The sequence below is a fragment of the Streptomyces sp. NPDC001137 genome (genome assembly GCF_040298885.1).
GTDB lineage: Bacteria > Actinomycetota > Actinomycetes > Streptomycetales > Streptomycetaceae > Streptomyces.
In genome coordinates, this window is the sequence record NZ_JBEPBA010000002.1 from 447,039 (window position 1) to 465,212 (window position 18,174).

At 70.4% G+C, this 18,174-nt stretch carries 20 protein-coding genes and 1 pseudogene; 15 read left to right on the forward strand and 6 right to left on the reverse strand.

The features are described from left to right. Positions 1 to 13 precede the first annotated feature (13 nt). From ABT254_RS04975 to ABT254_RS04995, 5 genes are all read left to right on the forward strand, one after another. Positions 14 to 415 carry an SseB family protein gene (locus ABT254_RS04975; protein ID WP_351463587.1) on the forward strand — a complete coding sequence of 134 codons (402 nt, stop codon included), beginning with the start codon at positions 14 to 16 and terminating at the stop codon, positions 413 to 415. Between the two features lie 259 nt (positions 416 to 674). Then, positions 675 to 1,097, forward strand: coding sequence for a type 2 periplasmic-binding domain-containing protein (locus ABT254_RS04980; protein ID WP_351463590.1), 423 nt, complete (start codon positions 675 to 677; stop codon positions 1,095 to 1,097). 9 nt (positions 1,098 to 1,106) lie between these two features. Continuing rightward, positions 1,107 to 1,541: a VOC family protein gene (locus tag ABT254_RS04985; RefSeq protein WP_351463593.1), complete on the forward strand. Its 435-nt coding sequence runs from the start codon at positions 1,107 to 1,109 to the stop codon at positions 1,539 to 1,541. A 737-nt stretch (positions 1,542 to 2,278) separates the two neighbouring features. Beyond that, positions 2,279 to 3,403 carry a hypothetical protein gene (locus ABT254_RS04990; RefSeq protein WP_351463596.1) on the forward strand — a complete coding sequence of 375 codons (1,125 nt, stop codon included), beginning with the start codon at positions 2,279 to 2,281 and terminating at the stop codon, positions 3,401 to 3,403. 31 nt (positions 3,404 to 3,434) lie between these two features. Beyond that, positions 3,435 to 3,851 (forward strand): hypothetical protein, encoded by a 417-nt coding sequence (locus ABT254_RS04995; RefSeq protein WP_351463599.1) that lies wholly within the window; start codon positions 3,435 to 3,437, stop codon positions 3,849 to 3,851. 173 nt (positions 3,852 to 4,024) lie between these two features. Here the strand turns inward: ABT254_RS04995 and ABT254_RS05000 are convergent, their stop codons facing one another. After that, a complete protein-coding gene (locus ABT254_RS05000; protein ID WP_351463602.1) occupies positions 4,025 to 4,939 on the reverse strand; it encodes an oxidoreductase in 915 nt (304 codons plus the stop codon). A gap of 100 nt (positions 4,940 to 5,039) precedes the next feature. Here ABT254_RS05000 and ABT254_RS05005 point away from each other — a divergent pair, with 100 nt between their 5' ends. Together ABT254_RS05005 and ABT254_RS05010 are read left to right on the forward strand one after the other, a co-directional pair. After that, positions 5,040 to 5,639: a TetR/AcrR family transcriptional regulator gene (locus tag ABT254_RS05005; RefSeq protein WP_351463605.1), complete on the forward strand. Its 600-nt coding sequence runs from the start codon at positions 5,040 to 5,042 to the stop codon at positions 5,637 to 5,639. A 133-nt stretch (positions 5,640 to 5,772) separates the two neighbouring features. After that, a complete protein-coding gene (locus ABT254_RS05010) occupies positions 5,773 to 6,753 on the forward strand; it encodes a L,D-transpeptidase (RefSeq protein WP_351463607.1) in 981 nt (326 codons plus the stop codon). 31 nt (positions 6,754 to 6,784) lie between these two features. On the opposite strand, the gene ABT254_RS05015 is transcribed toward ABT254_RS05010, so the two are convergent. Both ABT254_RS05015 and ABT254_RS05020 read right to left on the reverse strand, forming a co-directional pair. Then, positions 6,785 to 7,198: a MarR family winged helix-turn-helix transcriptional regulator gene (locus ABT254_RS05015; protein ID WP_351463610.1), complete on the reverse strand. Its 414-nt coding sequence runs from the start codon at positions 7,196 to 7,198 to the stop codon at positions 6,785 to 6,787. 73 nt (positions 7,199 to 7,271) lie between these two features. Next, positions 7,272 to 7,622, reverse strand: coding sequence for a VOC family protein (locus ABT254_RS05020; protein WP_351463613.1), 351 nt, complete (start codon positions 7,620 to 7,622; stop codon positions 7,272 to 7,274). A gap of 175 nt (positions 7,623 to 7,797) precedes the next feature. On the opposite strand from ABT254_RS05020, the gene ABT254_RS05025 reads away from it, so the two are divergent. Both ABT254_RS05025 and ABT254_RS05030 read left to right on the forward strand, forming a co-directional pair. Next, on the forward strand, positions 7,798 to 10,398 hold the full coding sequence (locus ABT254_RS05025) for an ATP-binding protein (protein WP_351463616.1): 2,601 nt from the start codon (positions 7,798 to 7,800) through the stop codon (positions 10,396 to 10,398). 14 nt (positions 10,399 to 10,412) lie between these two features. Next, positions 10,413 to 11,573 carry a hypothetical protein gene (locus ABT254_RS05030; RefSeq protein WP_351464107.1) on the forward strand — a complete coding sequence of 387 codons (1,161 nt, stop codon included), beginning with the start codon at positions 10,413 to 10,415 and terminating at the stop codon, positions 11,571 to 11,573. Positions 11,574 to 11,582: 9 nt separating this feature from the next. On the opposite strand, the pseudogene ABT254_RS05035 reads toward ABT254_RS05030, so the two are convergent. Beyond that, positions 11,583 to 12,128, reverse strand: a pseudogene (locus ABT254_RS05035) (LacI family DNA-binding transcriptional regulator); the annotation flags it as partial. After that, positions 12,121 to 12,963, reverse strand: a complete 843-nt coding sequence (locus ABT254_RS05040) for a YhjD/YihY/BrkB family envelope integrity protein (RefSeq protein WP_351463619.1) — start codon at positions 12,961 to 12,963, stop codon at positions 12,121 to 12,123. The pseudogene ABT254_RS05035 and the gene ABT254_RS05040, both read right to left, overlap by 8 nt. A 153-nt stretch (positions 12,964 to 13,116) precedes the next feature. Between ABT254_RS05040 and ABT254_RS05045 the strand changes: the two genes are divergently transcribed. The 6 genes from ABT254_RS05045 to ABT254_RS05070 all read left to right on the forward strand — a co-directional run bounded on the left by ABT254_RS05045 (position 13,117) and on the right by ABT254_RS05070 (position 17,205). After that, the gene (locus ABT254_RS05045; protein WP_351464075.1) at positions 13,117 to 14,079 is read left to right on the forward strand and encodes an SMP-30/gluconolactonase/LRE family protein; all 963 of its coding nucleotides are present in this window, start codon (positions 13,117 to 13,119) and stop codon (positions 14,077 to 14,079) included. Between the two features lie 170 nt (positions 14,080 to 14,249). After that, positions 14,250 to 14,711, forward strand: a complete 462-nt coding sequence (gene crcB, locus ABT254_RS05050) for a fluoride efflux transporter CrcB (protein ID WP_351463622.1) — start codon at positions 14,250 to 14,252, stop codon at positions 14,709 to 14,711. Further along, positions 14,708 to 15,088 (forward strand): DUF190 domain-containing protein, encoded by a 381-nt coding sequence (locus tag ABT254_RS05055; RefSeq protein ID WP_351463625.1) that lies wholly within the window; start codon positions 14,708 to 14,710, stop codon positions 15,086 to 15,088. The genes crcB (ABT254_RS05050) and ABT254_RS05055 overlap by 4 nt, the downstream gene beginning before the upstream one ends. Continuing rightward, entirely contained in the window at positions 15,085 to 15,459 is a 375-nt protein-coding gene (gene crcB / locus ABT254_RS05060; protein ID WP_351463628.1) for a fluoride efflux transporter CrcB, read from the forward strand. The genes ABT254_RS05055 and crcB (ABT254_RS05060) overlap by 4 nt, the downstream gene beginning before the upstream one ends. Positions 15,460 to 15,532: 73 nt before the next feature. Then, positions 15,533 to 16,369, forward strand: coding sequence for an undecaprenyl-diphosphate phosphatase (locus tag ABT254_RS05065; protein WP_351463631.1), 837 nt, complete (start codon positions 15,533 to 15,535; stop codon positions 16,367 to 16,369). Between the two features lie 179 nt (positions 16,370 to 16,548). Next, complete coding sequence (locus tag ABT254_RS05070) at positions 16,549 to 17,205, forward strand: TOPRIM nucleotidyl transferase/hydrolase domain-containing protein (RefSeq protein ID WP_351463633.1); 657 nt, start codon at positions 16,549 to 16,551, stop codon at positions 17,203 to 17,205. A 133-nt stretch (positions 17,206 to 17,338) separates the two neighbouring features. Here the strand turns inward: ABT254_RS05070 and ABT254_RS05075 are convergent, their stop codons facing one another. Continuing rightward, positions 17,339 to 18,028 (reverse strand): GAF and ANTAR domain-containing protein, encoded by a 690-nt coding sequence (locus tag ABT254_RS05075; RefSeq protein ID WP_351463636.1) that lies wholly within the window; start codon positions 18,026 to 18,028, stop codon positions 17,339 to 17,341. Positions 18,029 to 18,174 lie beyond the last annotated feature (146 nt).

Sequence of the window (18,174 nt, forward strand, 5' to 3'; positions counted from 1 at the left end):
CAGGGGATCTGCCATGGAGATACCTGCCAACGACCACACCACCACACCTGCCCGGCAGGCGCTGGACGCGCTGGCCGTGAACACCGAGGACACGGCGGCGCTGGACACGCTCGCCGGCAGTGAGGTGCTCGTTCCCGTGCCCGACGACGCAAGCCAGCAGGACGCAGTCGATCCGAGCGCGGTGGCGCTGCCGGTCCTGGAGCAGCCGGGCGGCGACCCGGTGGTGCCCGTGTTCACCTCGGAGGGGGAGATGGCCGGGCTGCTGCCGTTCGTCTCCCGCTACCGTCTGGTGCCGCTCGGTGCGCTGGCCTCGCAGTGGCCCGCCGACGATCTGTCGCTGACCATCGACGCCGGGTCCGAGCACCCGCTGACGCTCACCTCCGAGGGCGTACGGACCCTGCTGGCCCGGCCCTGACGGCCGGTGGGTGACGCAGGGGAAGGCGCCGGGCCCGGGAGATGAACGGCGCCGTCCCCGCTCATGCCCGGGCGCCCGCGCCGTGGCAGACGATACGACCGCAGCGGCCGCCGCGCCGCTCCCGGACGCGCGGCGACCACCCGCAGAACACGGCGGATTGTGGCATTACATCGTGAGCCTCTCTCCTTGAGCGGCACAGGTTCCCGGAGGATCAGAGGCTCCAGCCCGGGTTGAGGATCCCTCTCGGTCGAAGACGCTCTTGAGCCGCCGCTGCAACGCATGGGCGGCGGGCCCAAGTGCCGGCCTCCCGCTGACCTGGCACTCCGTCCCCGGCTGGGAGCCGCCGGCCACGCCCGCTCCGGGGCCGCTGGTCGCCATCGAGGACCCGTGCGCCATCCGCCGCCGGGCGATCGCGACCCTCGCCGCACACGGCGTGCCCGCCACCGTCGTCGGCGACGCGGGCTATCTCGCGGGCGTCCTCGACATCGCCCGCACCGGCGAGGGCGTGGCCCTGCTCGCCGCGGTCGGGCCCGCCCCCCACGGACTGACCCCCTACGAAGGCCTCCCGTCCGTCACCCCGATCCCCATGAGTGCCCTGGCCCGCCCCGGCGACGGCCGAGGCCGCCATCGCCGCCGTACGGGATCTGCTGCGCCAGGAGTGAGACGCAGGCGGCCGACGTAACGTGATCGCATGGAACAGCGCATCACATTGATCACGCTGGGAGTGTCCGACCTCGCCCGCGCCAAGCGCTTCTACGAGGTGCTGGGCTGGCGGGGCCAGGAAGTCGAGGAGACCGTCTTCTTCCAGGCGGGCGGTCTGGGGCTGGTCCTGTGGAGCCGCGAGAAGCTCGCCCGGGACTGCGGCCTGGAGCCCGGGGCCTCCGGGGGCTTCGGCGGAATCGCCCTCGCGCACAACGTCCGCTCCGAGGCGGAGGTCGACGCACTGCTCGCCGCCGTCCAGCGGGCCGGCGGAACCATCACCAAGCCCGCGGCCACCAACGCCATCGGCTTCTACTCCGGCGCCTTCGTCGACCCGGACGGCCACGCCTGGGAGATCGCCCACAACCCCGGCTTCCCACTGGCCGAGGACGGCTCACTCACGCTTCCCGATTTCGGCGCCGAATAGAGCTTGGTGAACCGTCCGTTCACATGCCCCGGCTCTCGGCAGGCGACGGCGGCCCGCAGAGGATGCCGTCGCCGTCTTGGAGCACGGGGGCGAGCGCCGGCTGGTCTCCTACCGCGGTCTGAGCGGCTGGGTTACGGAACGTGCGCGCCTCGCCCGGCTGCCGGCTGACGACACAGGGCCGGCCAGGAGCCGCCGTAGCCGAGGACAGGCGGCCGCTGACGGTGCCCGTCGCCTTCCTGAAGGGCGGGGCCGAGCGCGGGCTGATTGTCCTACCGCGGTCTGACGGCCGGGCGCTGAACCCGCGCTCCTCGCTCGACTGCCGGCTGACGGGGAAGAGCCGGCCAGGAGCGCCGTGGCCGGGGACGCGATTCTTCGCGGCCGCAGACGGTGCCCATCGCCTTCGTGCAGGACGAGGGCGAGCGTCGGCTGGTCTCCTACCGCCGGCTGAGCGGCTCGGTTACGGAACGTGCGCGCCTCGCCGGGCTGCCAGCCCTGGGCTGACCCGGAGCTGCCATGGCCAGGATGGCGAGGGCTCCTGGCCGCACTGAGCACGTCACCGCGCAGAGGCTATTCGAGGCCGAGCGGCCGCCCCTGTTGGTGGCCCTCCGCGAGAGGTACGGCGGCACGCCCACCGTCTCCCCGCTCCTGCCGCCCTGCCCGACCCCGCCGACCACCCGGTCCTCAGCCTCCACGGCCCTAACCGATCACCGCACGCGGGAGCGGTTCACAATGGCCGCATGACGTGGATCTCCGGCGTGGCCGGCGGGCTGCTGCTGGCGGTCATGGCCTCCAGCGTGGTGCGGACCCTGGTCGTGCCGCGAGGGCTCTACTCGGCGCTGGTGTACCGGCTGTGGTGGGTGCTGCGCCGCCTGCTGCGGCTGGCGGCGATGCGCGGCGGCTACGACGCCGTCGACCGCGCGCAGACCTGGCTCGCTCCGCTGATCCTGATCGGCATGCTCGCGACCTGGCTCGGCGGAGCCCTGGCCGGCTTCGGACTGCTGCTGCACGCCGTGTCCGGGCTCTCCTGGGGCAGTTCCTTCCGGGAGGCGGGCTCCAGCCTGCTCACCCTCGGCTTCGCCAGCGGCGACCGGCTGCGGCTGTCCGTGCTCGACTTCGTCGCGGCGGCCACCGGACCGGTCCTGATCGCCCTTCAGATCGCCTACCTGCCCACGCTCTACGCCGCCTACAACCGACGCGAGCTGGAGGTGACCCTGCTGCAGTCACGGGCCGGCGAGCCCGCCTGGGGTCCGGAGATCCTGGCCAGGCAGTGGCTGGTCGACACCGAGACCGCGCTGCCGCAGCTGTACCGGGCCTGGGAGCGGCTGGCCTCCGACATCGGTGAGAGCCACTCCACGTATCCGGTCCTGATGGCGTTCCGCTCGCCCCGGCCCTACCGTCACTGGCTGGTGGGACTGGTCGCCGTGATGGACGCGGCGGCCATACAGCTGGCGCTCAGCCCGCGCACCGCCCCGCCGGAGGCCCGCCTGGTGCTGCGGGCCGGCTTCACCGCCCTGCGCGACATCGCCCGCGTCCAGCGTTTCCCCTTCGACCCCGATCCCGCTCCGGACGCCGCCCTGCGTCTCACCTACGTCGAGTTCGAGGCTGCCGTCGCGATGCTGGAGACGGCGGGCTTCCACGCCGAACGCAGCCTCGCCGACGCCTGGCCGCACTTCCACGGCTGGCGGGTCAACTACGAGGCGATCGCCTACGAGATGTGTCGCCGCTGCGACGCGGTGCCCGCCCTGTGGACGGGACCGCGCGCCTTCGCGTCGACGCCGATCCCGCCCCGCAGACCGGCGGACCGCAGACCCGGCGAGCACCGGCCGGGGCAGCCGGGCCCGTCCGCCGGAAGCGGTCCCTGATCACGGGCTGTCCGGGGGGTACGCCCTGACCATGGCCGGCATCGGGGACAACTACCAGTTGCACACTCTCCTCGCGGACCGGTTGATCGGCGATCCCGAGCAGGGGCTGGTGGCGGGGGAGCGCCCGGCACGCTCATGCGTCGAGGCGGCCACCGACGGCGATCCGAGCCTGAGCACGGGCGATCCCGGGATACGCCGCTTCCGCCTCTTCTACGGGCACGGCGGCTATGTGTACCCCGAAGGCGTCCCGGCCGACATCGAGCCGCTCGACGGCATCCGTGTGCTCGTCCTGCATCCGTCCAACGGCACCTTCGGCATGGGACTCGGCCGGGTCTTCGAGCACATGACGCCCACGCTCGAACTGGACCGCGTACTCGAACCGGCGCAGACGCAGGTCTGGTTCGACCGGATGGCACCCGCCGTCGAGAACGATCTGATGGCGGGCTGAGCAGGCCCGGTTCGAAGTCCGCGGCAGTGCGGCAGCGCCCCTGACGGGGCGCGGGGCAGGGGGCGACAGCCGCTGCGCCGCGCGGGCGCGCTCGGCCACTACGGGCCTGTAGGCGATCGACGGCCCATGGGGGCCCCGCGGCGGAGCCGCCGTCGGCACAGCCCGCGGAGTGCTCAAGCCGGGATCGAGGCCGGCTGCGGGAAGGTCACCCCGGTGAGCTCCTCGGAGACCGTCCACAGTCGGCGGGCGGCGGCCGGGTCGCTGGCCGCCGGAGAGCGGCCGACCAGGGTCGGGGCGCCGCGCATCTCACCGAGGCCGTCGGGGCCGACGTAACTCGCACCGGGCAGGTCCTGCACGGCGGCGTACAGCGTGGGCAGCGCGCCGGCCCTGCTGTCCTGGGCCATGAAGCGGTTGCCGACCCGCATGAGGGCGCGTCGCAGGGCGCTGCCGTCGTGGCTCTGGAGGTTCGTTGCGGCATAGCCGGGGTGGGCGGCCAGGGCGCGTACGGGCGAGCCCGACTCGGCGAGGCGGCGCTGCAGTTCGAGGGTGAAGAGCAGGTTGGCCAGCTTGGACTGGCTGTACGCCTTCATGGGTGCGTACTCGCCGGTGAGGTTGAGGTTGTCGAAGTGGATGCGCGGGCTGCCCGGCATCTTGTGCGCACCGGACGACACCGTCACCACCCGGTCGGTGATGTGCGGCAGCAGCAGGTTCGTCAGGGCGAAGTGCCCCAGGTGGTTGGTGCCGAACTGCATCTCGAAGCCGTCCTTGGTGGCCGCCTCCGGGATGTTCATGACGCCGGCGTTGTTGACGAGCAGATCAAGCCCGCCCTGCCAGCCGGCGGCGAACTCGCGCACCGAGGCGAGATCGGCGAGATCGAGCCGGCGCACCTCCACGCTCCCTCGCACGCCCGCGGCGGCGGTCTCGCCGCGCTTCACGTCCCGTACGGCGAGCACCACATGCGCGCCGGCACGTGCCAGCGCCTCGACGGTGGCGATGCCGAGCCCGCTGTTGGCGCCGGTCACGACGGCAATGCGTCCGGTCTGGTCAGGTATATCGGTGATGTTCCACTTGCTGGGTTCAGTAGCCATGCCCGCCAATGTAGGCGCTGCCAACAATGCTGTCAATGACAACAATGGTGACGCCGACAACAATGTAGGCGGCAAAAACATGACCGATACACTGACGCCCATGCACACCCGCAACCGCCGCTACCACCACGGAGACCTCCGCGCCGCCCTGCTGGCCCGTGCCGAGGAGACGCTCCGCGAGAAGGGGCCGGCCGCGCTGTCGCTTCGTGAACTGGCCCGCGACCTCGGCGTCAGCCACGCCGCGCCGAGCCGTCACTTCAAGGACAAGCAGGCACTGCTGGACGCGCTCGCGCTGACCGGGTTCGAGCGGCTGATCGCCGTCCTCGGGGCCTCGCAGGACGGCGTCGGAGAGGCGTTCGCCAAGCGGCTCGACGCGATGGTGCGGGCGTATGTGGGTTTCGCCCGGGAGAACGCCGAGCTCCTCGACCTCATGTACTCGATCAAGCACGATCCGGAGGCCTCCGACGCGCTGCGCGCGGCCGAGCAGCGCTGGTCGAACCTGGTCGTGAGGCTGATCGGCGAGGGGCAGGCCCAGGGTGAGGTGCGGGAGGGGCCGATGGAGCGCGTGGGCCTCCCGGTGTTCGCTGCCCTGCACGGCTACGCCGACCTCGCGGTGACCGGCATGCTGCCCCCCGAGGTGGACGAGCACGGGCTGGACGACGTGATCGCGTTCATGCTGCGAGGCTCCGCGCCGGAGTGAGCGCGAGACTCCGTGCCGGAGTGACATGGATCACTAAAGATCTACCCGCCTGATGCAACTGCCGCCCGTGTCGTAACTGTCTGACAGGGAAGCAGGCCCCTCGGGGCCGAGGAGCGAGAGAGCGGGGCAGGTCGTGGGACGGCGCAAGGGCATAGGGATCGCACTCGTCACGGTCGCGATGCTGGCGGGCACAAGTGCCTGCGGGGGAGCCGGCAGCAGCAAGGCGAGCGCGGACGACGGAAAGGCGGGCAAGGCGAGCGCGAGCGCCTCGCCGTCACCGACGAAGCCCGCGGGTCCGCCGATGCTGCTGGAGACCATCACCCCGCAGACCGGAACCACCGTCGGCGTGGCCATGCCGATCTCGGTGATCTTCACCAACCCGGTGGCGGCCAAGGCGCGGGCCACCGTCGAGAAGCACATGAAGGTCAGCGCCTCGCAGCCGGTGGCCGGCGCCTGGCACTGGATGGGCGACCGGCGCGCCGACTGGCGGCCGAAGACGTACTGGCCCTCAGGCACCAAGGTGAAGATCGACGCCGACCTGAAGGGCGTCAGCAACGGCAACGGGCGCTACGGCGTGCACGGCTACACGCACACCTTCACCATCGGCGACGACGTGCGCGCGGACGTCTCGGTGACCGGCCACACCATGAAGGTGACCCGCAACGGCAAGCTGGTGCGCACCCTGTCGATCAATGCGGGCAGCGCCCAGTACCCGACGTGGGACGGCACCATGGCCGTCATCGACAAGCAGGAGAAGGTCCACATGACCTCCTGCAGCGTCGGCATCAGCTGTGACAAGGGCAGCCCCAACTACTACGACCTGACGCTGCCCTGGGACGTCCATCTCACCCAGTCCGGCACCTACGTCCACTACTCGACCGGCGACCCCAACCCGGGCAGCGGCAGCGCCCGCGGCTCGCACGGCTGCGTCCATCTGTCCATGGCGGACGCCAAGTGGTTCTACAGCCAGGTCAAGCAGGGCGACCCGGTCACCGTCACCGGCTCACCCCGTGGCAAGGCCTCGGCGGACAACGGCTACGCCGCGTTCAACCTGAGCTGGTCCCAGTGGCTCGCAGGCAGCGCGGCCGGGGAGCAGACGACCGCACAGCTGTGAGGTCGGTCAGGCGGAGAGCTGAGGTCGAGCTCTAGGAAGAACTGTGGGTCGCGGCCCGGCTGCCCAGCAGCCGGGCCAGCACCTCGCGCTGCAGCGGAAGCACCTCGGTGTGCAGGTCGCGGCCCTTGTCCGTGAGGGCGACGTACACCCCACGCCGGTCCTCCGTGCAGACGGAACGCTCCACCAGGCCGTCCTTCTCCAGCCGGGCGATGAGCCGGGACAGCGCGCTCTGGCTGAGGTGGACCCGTCCCGCGAGGTTCTGCACCCGGCACTGGTCGCCCTCGCCGGGCGCCTCGGACGCGAGGATGTCGAGCACCTCGAAATCGCTCGCGCCCAGGCCGTGCGGGTGCAGGACCCGGTCGATCTCGCACATGGTGCGGGCGTGCACGGAGAGGATGTCGCGCCATCTCTCCTCGAGCCGGGACTCGGCCGTCTTCGCTGCCATACCTGCACGGTAACACCGAATCAGCCGTTAGTTGACTGTGCATTGAATGCGGGCGCATACAGCCCGGCGGTGGTCAGGCGGACGGGTCCTGGAGCAGCCCGACCAGATTGCCGTCGGCGTCCTTCAGCGAGGCGATCAGCCGGCCGTTGCCGACGTCCTGGACGTCCTGCACCACTTCCGCACCCGCGTCCACCAGGGCGGCGAGCCGGCCCCGGATGTCGTCGACGTGCCAGTACGGCACCGGCCCGGTGAGGCCCTTCGCATGTCCGTTGGGGTCCAGGCCGACATCCTGCCCGGCGTCCTTGAAACCGACGTAGTACGGCGTGTCCGCGTACGGCTCGACCTGCAGCAGGGCGCTGAACAGGGCCTTCGCCCGGGCGATGTCCTTGACGGGGTAGATGATCGTCTTGAGGCCGGCGGTCATGGTGACTCCTCCGCATCGGGTGGTCCGACGGAATTCGTCGGTGGCTCCACGCTAGGGCGGGCTGTGGTCCAGCGGCTTCTCCAATCCTGACCGGTCCGCTACCGTCGGAACACTGCGTGAGGGGGGTCTCACGGAGCGTCGCGCGAGTGCGCAGGGGGACTGGGGGGAAGCAGAGATGCACGAAATGACCTTCGACTTCGAAGGCCTTATCGGGATGATCGCGAACCACCTGTACAGCGAGAAGAAGGTGTTCATTCGCGAACTCATCCAGAACGCCCACGACGGCATCCGCCGACGGGCCGCTGAGCACGGCGTGGTCGGCAGGATCGACGTCGAGACCCGTCCCCAGGACCTGGAGATCACGGTCCGGGACAACGGGATGGGCATGGACCACGACGACCTGGTCCACTACCTGTCCAACATCGGCAGGAGCCTGACCCGTGAGGGTACGGAGGAGGACGAGACCCTCATCGGTCAGTTCGGCATCGGCTTCCTCTCCGCCTTCGTGGTGGCATCCCGGGTACGGGTCGTGACCCGGAAGGTCGGAGACAGCTCCGGCTGGCTCTGGGAGAACGAGGGGAACAAGGAGTACACCCTTCAGGAGTGCGAGGTCCCCGCGGCGGGGACGACGGTGACGGTTTCGCTCGCCGGCCCCGAGGACCGCGGCATGATCCAGGAGGCCGAGGTCCGCAAGCTGATCCGCCGCTACGCCGACATGCTGACGGTGCCGATCCACCTCAACGGCTCCCCGGAGCCCGAGAACACCATGCACATGCCCTGGGAGAGGAGCGGGCTCACGTCATGGGAGTTGCAGGACGACCTGACGTTCTATGTGGAGCGCACCCTCAACGACCGGGTGCTGGAGGTCATCCCCGTCCAGTTGCGCGGCCCGGTCCACGCCGACGGAGTCCTGTACATCACCCGTGACCGTGTCTACAACGTCGACCAGCCCCGCACCATCCGCCTGTTCCAGCGGCGCATGTTCCTGTGCGAGGACCAGCAAGAGGTCCTGCCCCAGTGGGCCCGCTTCGTCAACGGCGTCATCAACACCCGGGACCTGACACCCACCGCGGCGCGGGACAACTTCCTCCGGGACGACAACTGGGCAGCCCTCCGGGACGCCCTCGGGGACCTGGTCATCAAGCACCTGGCCCACCTGCGCGACACCGATCGGCCGCGCTTCGCGAGCATCGCTCGCTACCACCGGATGAGCTTCGCCGCCGCCAGCTACTACTACGAGGCTTTCTTCGCCAAGTTCGCAGACCTGCTGCTGTGGCGGACCAATCGGCTGCCGGGAGAGGCGAGCCCAGGGGTGTCCCTGGACCCCCTGGCCGACGCGACCGCGGGTGAAGTGCTGCGGACGCTCCCGGAGATCCTGGCTGAGGTCCGCCGCCGAAGCCCCCAGTCGGCAGGACCCCAGATCTTGCAGTGCATCACCGGAGTCGATGCGGCCCGGCAGTACTTCGCCATCGCCAACGCCGCGGACACGCTGGTCGTGGACGCCAGTTACGCCTTCGAGCCGGAACTCCTCGAGGCGTACACCCGGCTGCCCGGCAAGTCGCTGCAACTGGTCCACGTCGACCGCGAGGACGCGCCATCGGGCGGAGTCATCTTCCGCTCACCCTCCGGTGACGCCAGCGCGGAGGTGGAGCGCCTCGCGGAACGGATGAGCGTGGTTCTGCACACCCCGCTCAACCAGGCGATCAGGACCGAGGCCCGTGCCTTCGACCCGAGGACCATCGCGGCGGTGCTCCGAACCGACGCACGCACCGAGGCCCAGCGCAAGGCGGAGGAAGTGATCCTCGATCCGAACGCGCTGCCCGGCATCCGGGAGATGGCGGAGGCGGTGTCCCGGATGACGCTGGGTGCGGGCCAGCGGCTCACGATCAATGCGGCCAATCCGCTTGTCCAGCGGCTGGCGGCGCTGCAGGACGCGGCGGACGAGGAGGTCCAGCAGCTGATGCTGGCGCTTTACCACAGTGCGGCCCTGGCCAACGGGCAGATGATCACGGCGCAGGCGGCGCAGGCGTTCCACGACCAGTTGCAGCGGCTGATGGGGCGCAGCCTCGAGGCCCTGGAACTCGACGCCAGGCGCCGGGCGCTGGAGGAACAACTGCATGTGCTCAAGGGCCGCAATCGGTCCGATACCCGGCCCACGCACCCGACCTTCTTCATGATCACGCCGTTCGCGGACCGGTACGCGGCTCTTGTCGCCGCGTGCCGCAAAGCGCTGGAACGGCGCGGTTGTGAACTGGTGGTCGCCAATGAACGGCACGAGGACCATCGGCTTCTGGACAATGTGCAGGTGCTCATGGACGGGGCCAGCGGCTTCATCGCCGAGATCACCGAGGCCAATCCCAACGTCATGTTCGAGCTGGGCGCCGCCTTCGCGGACCGCCGCGACCGTCCGGTCGTCCTGCTGCGGGAGAACGGCCCGTCCGTCAACGGGACGCTGCCCGCGGACCTGCGCGGCCTGCTCTACGTCACATACGATCCCGACGATGCGGAGCTCGTACAGCGCCTCGGCGACGGCCTGGCCAAATCCAGCGCCATGCGGGAGCTGTTGGAGGACAAAAAGCGCCTGTACTACCTCTCGCCCAGGACGATCAAGGAGCAACTGGGTGTTTTGATCCTTCCGGAGGAGAAGCTCGCCGCCCTCGCGCGCCGCTTCCCGACGGCGGAGGACTGGCGGACCGCCGAAGAACCGGACGTGGCACAGATCCTCGGCCAGCAGTACGAGGACCTCGCGCCGAACGTCCTGAAGCGGATGCGGTAGTCGGGAGCCGTGCCGTGAACAGCCGTGAGTTAAAGGAGCTGGTCCAGCGGGCGAAGGAGGCGGTCGCCGCCGACGACCTGTGGACAGCGGCCCTGTTGTACGAGCGGGTGCACGAGGTCGCGTCGGCGCAGGGCCGGGAAGACTGGGCCCGCTGGGCGCTGCGTGAGGCCGCCGGGTGCTGGTCCGTCTCTTCCGAGCCGGACCGCGGCCTAAGCCTGCTGATGCACGGGCTCCACGAAGCAGGTCCACCCGATCAAGAAAGCTACTGGCTCCACGCGCTGTTCGTGGGATACGCGATGCACCTGGACGTGGTGGTCGACGACATCGATGGACAATTGGATCAGTTGTCCGAACTCGCGGTGGACGTCTGGGGAGACGAAGGGGCGAATACACCGTTCCTGCAAGGCGAACTCCTAAGGCGGCGCGGCGACTGGAGCGGGGCACTCGGGGCATACGAACGAGCCTGGGCAGACCGCGAAACCGGGGGCCCGGGATGTTCCGCCGCTGAGATTGCGTCATGGGCGGCCGACGCAGCTTTGCGGTTGGCCAGGCGTGAAGAAGCACAACGGTGGACGGAGTTGTGCGCGCTCCACGCACGCCGGGTGTGGGAGCGTAACCATGTTGCAGCGCGGCATGTGAACCTCGCGTTGTTCGACAATGATGCTCCAGCGGCACGAGCGGCGTCGCGGGCCTTGGATGCGATCATGTCGCGCCAACGGCCCATCTACCGTGGCGTTGCCACCCTCCAAGCGGTCCACGCTCTCCTGCTCGACCCGGGGCAGGAAGATCCCGCCGAACCCGCACACCTCACCCGTCTGATGCTGGACCGGCATGCTGACGAGGGCGCTCTGTCATTCGACGTCCGCTACCGCTGGCTCCGCACGCGCGTCTGCCTCGAACTCGCGAGCCTCCGCTACGCGGCCGGCATACCTCCACGAGATGACATCTACTACCGACAGCCCGACGCGATGCCCACCCCCGACCGGATCCGTCTTCCCGACGAGATGGAAAAGCGGTTGTCCGTCCTCCACGAGGCATGCGACATCGCTCTCGCTCACGCCCGTGAGGCGGACACCCGTTTTGGCTGCTCCTGGCGAGAGCACGAGATCGCCGACCTCAGGGCCCGGGGTGAGCACATCGTCCACGCCCCATGGCGCCAAGGCCGGTCCCACTGACGAGCCCGGCCCCCCCTGTGCCGGCAGCACTCGTACCATCTCGGCGCTGATGCCGTCGTAGGGCTGGCGGATCGCGGTGAGGGCGGGGACGGCCTCCGTCGCCGCGATGCAGGCCGCCCAGGGACACGTCCTCGGGAACCCGGCGGCCCGCCCGGCGCATAGCCGTTACAGCACCCCTGCGCCATCAGGTCGGAGGCGACGAACACGGCGTCCATGCCGGGGGCCTGCGCCAGCAGTCGTTCACAGCCGGCCTCGCCGCCGGCCCGGCTGTAGTCACCGGAGACGGTGAGCCGCTCGTCGATCTCGACGCCCGACTCCGTGAGCACCTCCTGGCAGCCGGCGAGACGGTCGACACCGCCCGGCGTGTCCAGCGGACCGCTCACCACGCCGATCCGACGGCGCCCCGCGACAGCAGGTGGCGCACCATGTCACGGGCGCCGTCCCCGTCGTCCGCGGCCATATGGCTCACCTTGGAGCCGAGCCCCATGGGCTTGCCGCGCTGGACGAGGGGTCCCCCGCCTCGCGCAGCTGCTCCGCGACCGGGTGACTATGAGCGCAGGGCCGAGGGCCCCTGCCCGCGGTCCGTCGGGGCCCTCGCCGTCCGGCCGGGCGGGTCCGGCGGCTCGTCGAGGTGCCCGAGCCACTCGCATATGAGTCGTCCCAAGAGGGCACCGCCGTAGACGACGAAACCCACCCCGACCAGCCAGGACTCCACCACCAGGACCGTGCCGACCGGGCCGTAGCTGATCGCGTTGGTGACCAGGAGCGGGGTGAAGACCAGATAGGAGAAGCCGCGCAGGCCCACCAGGCCCGCCATCGTGGCGAGCGCACCGGGCAGCAGATAGCGCCAGGGCACCTGGCGGTTGAGCAGGAAGTGAGGTCCCCACCAGAAGAACAGGAGGCCGACCCCCATGCTGAGCAGGATGCGGGGCGGGCCCTCCAGCACGGTCCGGGTCTGTACCTGCGCGTAGAGGTACGCCATCAGCATGATCAGCCAGATCGCGTGCCGCCAGAGGTGGTGCCAGGGAGCGGCGGCCGTTTTCCAGATCCGTTCGTAGCCGTTCTGCACGCTGGAGGCGAAGGACATGCCGAAAAAGGCGAGCAGCGCGAGGCTCAGCGCGCTGGTGGTGCTGATCACCTTGCGGGTCGGGCCGAACACATGCGCGAGCGCGTCGGCGGACCGGCCGTCGAGGGCCATGCCGTCCACCAGCCACCCCGCGAAGCCGCCGTGTCCCAGCGGGTCCGCCGCGGCCACCACGATCAGCAGCGGCGCCAGGGTGACCAGGGCCAGCGTCGCGAACCCCATGGCCCGGTGCATCAACTCAAGCTCGTTGCCGCGCCTGTGCAGCTCGGCAATCCCCAGCCGGTGCCAGCCTGCCAGCCGTGACATGGGGACCACCCCTTCCTCCGGCCGGGGCTAGCGGTGGTGGTGTCCTGAGTGGCCAGAACGCATCCCGGTAAACCTGATCGGGTGACGCGGCACCCGATGGGCATCCCTACACATGCCAGCATGAACCGTCCCGACCTCGACGTGGAGGTTTTCATGGACCGTCCCAGTGAACTCGTCCCGCTCCGGTACGTCGCCATCGGCGGCCGCGGCCCCGAGGACGTCGTCGCCGACGCCCACGGCAGGGTGCTGACCGGAGTGGAGGACGGCCGCATCCTGCGCATCGACGGACTGGCGCGGCCCTCGGCCGCCCGCGTCGAGGTGCTCGCCGAAACCGGCGGCCGGCCGCTCGGTCTCGAACTTCTCCCGGACGACGCCCTGTTGGTGTGCGACGCCGAACTCGGACTCCTGCGCGTCGACCTCGGGGAGGGCATCGTACGGATCCTCGCCGACTCGGTGGCGGGGGAGAGGCTGCGGTTCTGCAGCAATGCGGTCGCCCTGTCCGACGGCAGTGTCTGCTTCACCGTCTCCAGCCGCCGCTACCCGCTGGACCAGTGGATCGGCGACATCGTCGAACACACCGGAACCGGTCGTCTGCTGCGCCTCGCCCCGGGCAGTGAAAGCCCAGAAGTGCTGCTGGAAGGGCTCCAGTTCGCCAACGGGCTGGCTCTGAGCGCTGATGAATCGTTCCTGGTCGTCGCCGAGACCGGCGCCCGCCGGCTGACCCGCTACTGGCTCACCGGCGACAAGAGCGGACAGAGCGAACCCTTCGTGGAGAACCTCCCCGGCATGCCCGACAACCTCTGGCGGGCCGGCCCGGACGGCCCGGTCTGGGTCTCCCTGGCCGGGCCCCGCGTCCCCCCGCTCGACCTCCTGCACCGCAGCGCCCCCGCCGTCCGCGGCGCCGCCGCCCGCATCGCCGTCCGCGCCCCCTTCCGTCCCACCGGCACCATCGGCGCCCTCGCGGTCGACGACCAGGGGGCGATCGTCCACCACCTCGCCCGCCGGCACTCCGGCTATCGCATGGTGACCAGCGTCTGCGAAGCCGCCGGACAGCTGGTCCTGGGCAGCCTGTGGGAGCGGGGCATCGCCGTGTGCGAGCGACCGGCCCCGAAATGACCCGGGCCCCGGCCGGGCGCTACCCTGTTGCCCGGCCGCGAGCACCCCTCGCGGCGCGGCGGTGGGGCCCGCCGTACCCGAACCGCGGCAGTGGTGTCGCCAACGGTCCCTACTTGCGAAGGAGCGGCGCCCGCATACCCCGGGCCCCGGCGAGTAGGAGACGTACGACCATGACAGCCCCGGAAGCCGAGAGCGTCCGCGCCCGCCCCCGCACCCCGCGACCGCCCGCCTGGCGCGCCCAGGCCCCCGTCGTCGCGGTGGTCGCGCTCGGCGGGGCCATAGGGGCCGTCGCCCGCTACGCCCTCTCCCTGTGGTGGCCCGCCCAGCCCGGCGGATTCCCCTGGGCGACCTTCTGGACCAACGTCGTCGGCTGCGCCGTGATCGGCGTGTTCATGGTCGTCATCACCGACGTATGGGCCGCCCACCGCCTGGTACGTCCCTTCTTCGGCACCGGCGTGCTCGGCGGCTTCACCACTTTCTCCACCTACGCCGTCGACATCCAGAAGCTGGTCGACGCCGGCCACCCGCTCACCGGGCTGGCCTACCTCGCCGCGACCCTGCTCGCGGCGCTCACGGCGGTGTGGCTCGCGGTCGCCGCGGCCCGCCGGGTCCTGAAGTGGAGGCAGCCATGACGAGGCTGACCGGCAGCGCGCTGCGCCTGACCGTCTTCATCGGCGAGAACGACACCTGGCACCACAAGCCGCTCTACTCGGAGATCGTGCACCGCGCCCACGCCGCGGGTCTCGCCGGGGCCAGCGTCTTCCGCGGGATCGAGGGCTTCGGCGCCTCCTCCCTGATCCACACCTCGCGGCTGCTGTCGCTCAGCGAGGACCTGCCCGTCGCGGTCGTCGTCGTCGACACCGAGGAGCGCGTCCGCGCCTTCCTGCCCCAGCTGGACGAGCTCGTCGACGAGGGCTTGGTCATCCTCGACGACTGCGAGGTCATCCGGTACGTCGGCCGCGAGGACATCCCCGGCAAAACGGACATGAAGGGTAAGAGGTCGTTGTGAACTGGCTGCTGGTCGTCGGCGGCGCCATGGTCGGAGCCCCGCTGCGCTACCTCACCGACCGCGCCGTGCAGTCCCGCCACGACTCGGTCTTCCCGTGGGGTACCTTCGCGGTGAACGTCACCGGCTGCCTGATCCTCGGTCTGCTGACCGGCGCGGTGGCCGAGGGCGCCGCCGGTTCCCATCTGCAGCTGCTCCTCGGCACCGGCCTGTGCGGAGCCCTGACGACGTACTCGACCTTCTCCTACGAGACCCTGCGGCTGACCGAGACCGGGGCGGGGCTCTACGCTGCCGCCAACGTCGTCGGGAGCGTGACGGCGGGCCTCGGTGCGGCATTCGCCGGGGTGTCGATCGCCCAGGCCCTGTGGGGGTAGGCGACCGGCCCGACTCCCGCGCGTAGTAAGACTGTCTACAGCACTGTCGACCAACTCCTCAGAACTGGATCCCATGAGCGTCATCAACGTCGGTCAGGCCGCCGTCCTCGGAGTAGTGGAAGGGCTGACCGAGTTCCTTCCCGTCTCCTCCACCGGACATCTGAAGATCACCGAAGGGCTCATGAGCATCCCGGTCGACGACAAGGCCGTCGTCGGCTTCTCGGCCGTCATCCAGGTCGGCGCGATCGCCGCCGTGCTCCTGTACTTCTTCAAGGACATCGTGCGGATCGTCTCCGCCTGGGGGCGTGGCCTGCGCAACAAGGAGGAGCGCTACCACCACGACTACAAGTTCGCCTGGTGGGTGATCTACTCGACCGTCCCGATCGTGATCGTGGGCCTGGCCGCCAAGCCCCTCATCGACGGGCCGCTCGCCTCGCTGTGGGTGGTCGCCGCCTCGCTGATCGTCGGCAGTGGCGTGATGTGGGCCGCGGACCAGATGGGCCGGCACAAGCGCGGTGAGGACGACACCACCCTCAAGGACGCGATGCTGGTCGGCTGCTCGCAGATCCTCGCCCTGCTCTTCCCCGGCTTCTCCCGCTCCGGCGCCACCATGTCCACGGCCCTGATCCTGGACCTGGACCGGGTCGCCGCCACCCGCCTCTCCTTCTTCCTCGGCATCCCGGCCCTGACCGGCGCCGGCCTGTACGAGCTCAAGGACGCCCTGGGCACCGGCGTGGGTGCCGCCCCGCTGGCCGTCGGCACCATCGTCTCCTTCGTGGTCGCCTATGCCTCCATCGCCTGGCTGCTGAAGTTCGTCGCCAAGCACTCCTTCAACGCCTTCGTCGTCTATCGGATCATCGTCGGTGTGCTGCTCCTGGGCCTGCTCAGCACGGGCGGCCTCAGCAGCTGACGGCGGTCGCGGAAACGGGCGCCTGTCGGTGAGCCGGCCATCGTCGCGGACCAGCCCTCGGTGCGCGGCGCTGCCGAGCAGGCGCCGTATCCGCCGGTTTCCTGAAGCGCTGCCCCGGAAAAACGCGCATGCGTACGGGATCTCCGCCGTGCCACGATGGCCCGGGGAAGCGAGGTCTCGTGGACGAGATGAGGCGATTTCGCCGGGCGCTGGCCGTGTGGGCGGCCGGGGGAGCGGGGGCGAGCGCGGCCGCCGAGGCGGCCCGGCAGCTGGCCGGCGGCGGTGTGCGGACGATCGTGCTCGTCGAGGGAAGCAGTGATCAGGTCGCGCTCGAAGCGCTGGCCGCGCGCCACGGCCGCGACCTCGCCGCGCAGGGCGTTGCGGTGGTGCCGCTCGGAGGCGCGACCAACATAGGGCGTTTCCTGGACGTGTGCGGCCCTGAGGGGCTCGGCCTTCCGCTGGCCGGACTCTGCGACATCGGCGAGGAGCGGCACTTCCGGCGTCATCTGGAGCGCGTCGGGCTCGGTTCCGCTCTCACGCGCGCCGGACTGGAGGCGCTCGGATTCCAGCTGTGCGTCGCGGACCTGGAGGACGAGCTGATCCGCGCGCTCGGGGCCGAAGGCGTGCAGCAGGTGATCGAGGCCCAGGGCGAGACGCGCCCCTTCCGCACCTTCCAGGGCCAGCCGGCCCAGCGGAACCGGCCGGTGGAGCACCAGCTGCGGCGCTTCATGGGCACCCACAGCGGCCGCAAGGCGCTCTACGCGCAGGCACTGGTCGAGCACCTGGACCTCGCGCTCGTGCCCCGGCCGCTGGAGCGCCTCATTGCACACGTGTGACCACGGCTCGGATGCGTGAGGGACGCCTGGCTGGGGACTTGGGGGTGAGGCCGGGTTGCGCGGCGTACCCCTGGGGGCCGACTCGGCCAGGCTCCTCTGGTTCAGACCACGAGCCGGGGGAGCCGCCGTGCGGTCAGGACACGCTGCCCTGCTCGCAGACTCGGCGGGCGACCTCGTGGAGCTTGATGTTGTTCTCCTGTGAGAAGCGCCGAAGGGTGTCGAATGCCTGCTCCTCGGTGAGCTGGTGGGCGCCCATGAGGATGCCCATGGCCTCGCCGATGGTGTGGCGGGTGGCGACCGCCCGTTCCATCTGGGCGTGCGTACGGGCGCTGGAGAAGGCGACCGCGGCGTGGGAGGCCAGCAGCCAGCCCGCCAGCTCGCTGGCCTCGGTGAAGGCGCCGGGCTTGCGGGAGTAGAGGTTCAGCGCCCCGAGCTCCTCGTCCTCGGTGAACAGCAGGAACCCCATCATGCTGCCCACGCCGAGGGCGCGTGCCTGCGGGGCGTAGGCGGGCCAGCGCGGCTGCTCCAGGGTGACGTCGGCGATGCGGAAAACCCGCTCACCCTCCGCGGTGCGGGCGGCATCGAAACACGGCCCCTCGCCCAGCCGTTCCTGCAACTGGTCGCTGTCGACGACCAGCTGCTGCGTGGGCGCCAGCGTCTCCACCGTCTTGCCGTGCAGCATCAGAATCCCCGCGGCATCGCAGCCCTCCACCAGCTCGATGGCCGAGTGGGTGATCCGTTCCAGGGTGGCGTGGACCGAGTCCTGGGCGAGGAGATCCCGGGCCATCGACGCCATCTGCTGCGCGAACCGACCCCAGTCCATACCGTCCTCCGTGTTCCGGCCCGTGCTCGTCAAAAGCCGTCTACCCAGCTTCTCTGTCGCCTCCCTTGACAGTTCCCGTTCGTCACCCCCAGGATCACTCCCGTGAACCTGTCAGACAGCAAGACAGCCAGTCAGGGTCCGCGGCG

Excerpts from the sequence above, each read along its gene's own strand:
- ABT254_RS04975 (WP_351463587.1), top strand. The coding sequence starts at position 14 with ATGGAGATACCTGCCAACGACCACACCACCACACCTGCCCGGCAGGCG.
- ABT254_RS04985 (WP_351463593.1), top strand. The coding sequence starts at position 1,107 with ATGGAACAGCGCATCACATTGATCACGCTGGGAGTGTCCGACCTCGCC.
- ABT254_RS04990 (WP_351463596.1), top strand. The coding sequence starts at position 2,279 with ATGACGTGGATCTCCGGCGTGGCCGGCGGGCTGCTGCTGGCGGTCATG.
- ABT254_RS04995 (WP_351463599.1), top strand. The coding sequence starts at position 3,435 with ATGGCCGGCATCGGGGACAACTACCAGTTGCACACTCTCCTCGCGGAC.
- ABT254_RS05000 (WP_351463602.1), bottom strand. The coding sequence starts at position 4,939 with ATGGCTACTGAACCCAGCAAGTGGAACATCACCGATATACCTGACCAG.
- ABT254_RS05005 (WP_351463605.1), top strand. The coding sequence starts at position 5,040 with ATGCACACCCGCAACCGCCGCTACCACCACGGAGACCTCCGCGCCGCC.
- ABT254_RS05015 (WP_351463610.1), bottom strand. The coding sequence starts at position 7,198 with ATGGCAGCGAAGACGGCCGAGTCCCGGCTCGAGGAGAGATGGCGCGAC.
- ABT254_RS05020 (WP_351463613.1), bottom strand. The coding sequence starts at position 7,622 with ATGACCGCCGGCCTCAAGACGATCATCTACCCCGTCAAGGACATCGCC.
- ABT254_RS05025 (WP_351463616.1), top strand. The coding sequence starts at position 7,798 with ATGCACGAAATGACCTTCGACTTCGAAGGCCTTATCGGGATGATCGCG.
- ABT254_RS05040 (WP_351463619.1), bottom strand. The coding sequence starts at position 12,963 with ATGTCACGGCTGGCAGGCTGGCACCGGCTGGGGATTGCCGAGCTGCAC.
- ABT254_RS05045 (WP_351464075.1), top strand. The coding sequence starts at position 13,117 with ATGGACCGTCCCAGTGAACTCGTCCCGCTCCGGTACGTCGCCATCGGC.
- crcB (WP_351463622.1), top strand. The coding sequence starts at position 14,250 with ATGACAGCCCCGGAAGCCGAGAGCGTCCGCGCCCGCCCCCGCACCCCG.
- ABT254_RS05055 (WP_351463625.1), top strand. The coding sequence starts at position 14,708 with ATGACGAGGCTGACCGGCAGCGCGCTGCGCCTGACCGTCTTCATCGGC.
- ABT254_RS05065 (WP_351463631.1), top strand. The coding sequence starts at position 15,533 with ATGAGCGTCATCAACGTCGGTCAGGCCGCCGTCCTCGGAGTAGTGGAA.
- ABT254_RS05075 (WP_351463636.1), bottom strand. The coding sequence starts at position 18,028 with ATGGACTGGGGTCGGTTCGCGCAGCAGATGGCGTCGATGGCCCGGGAT.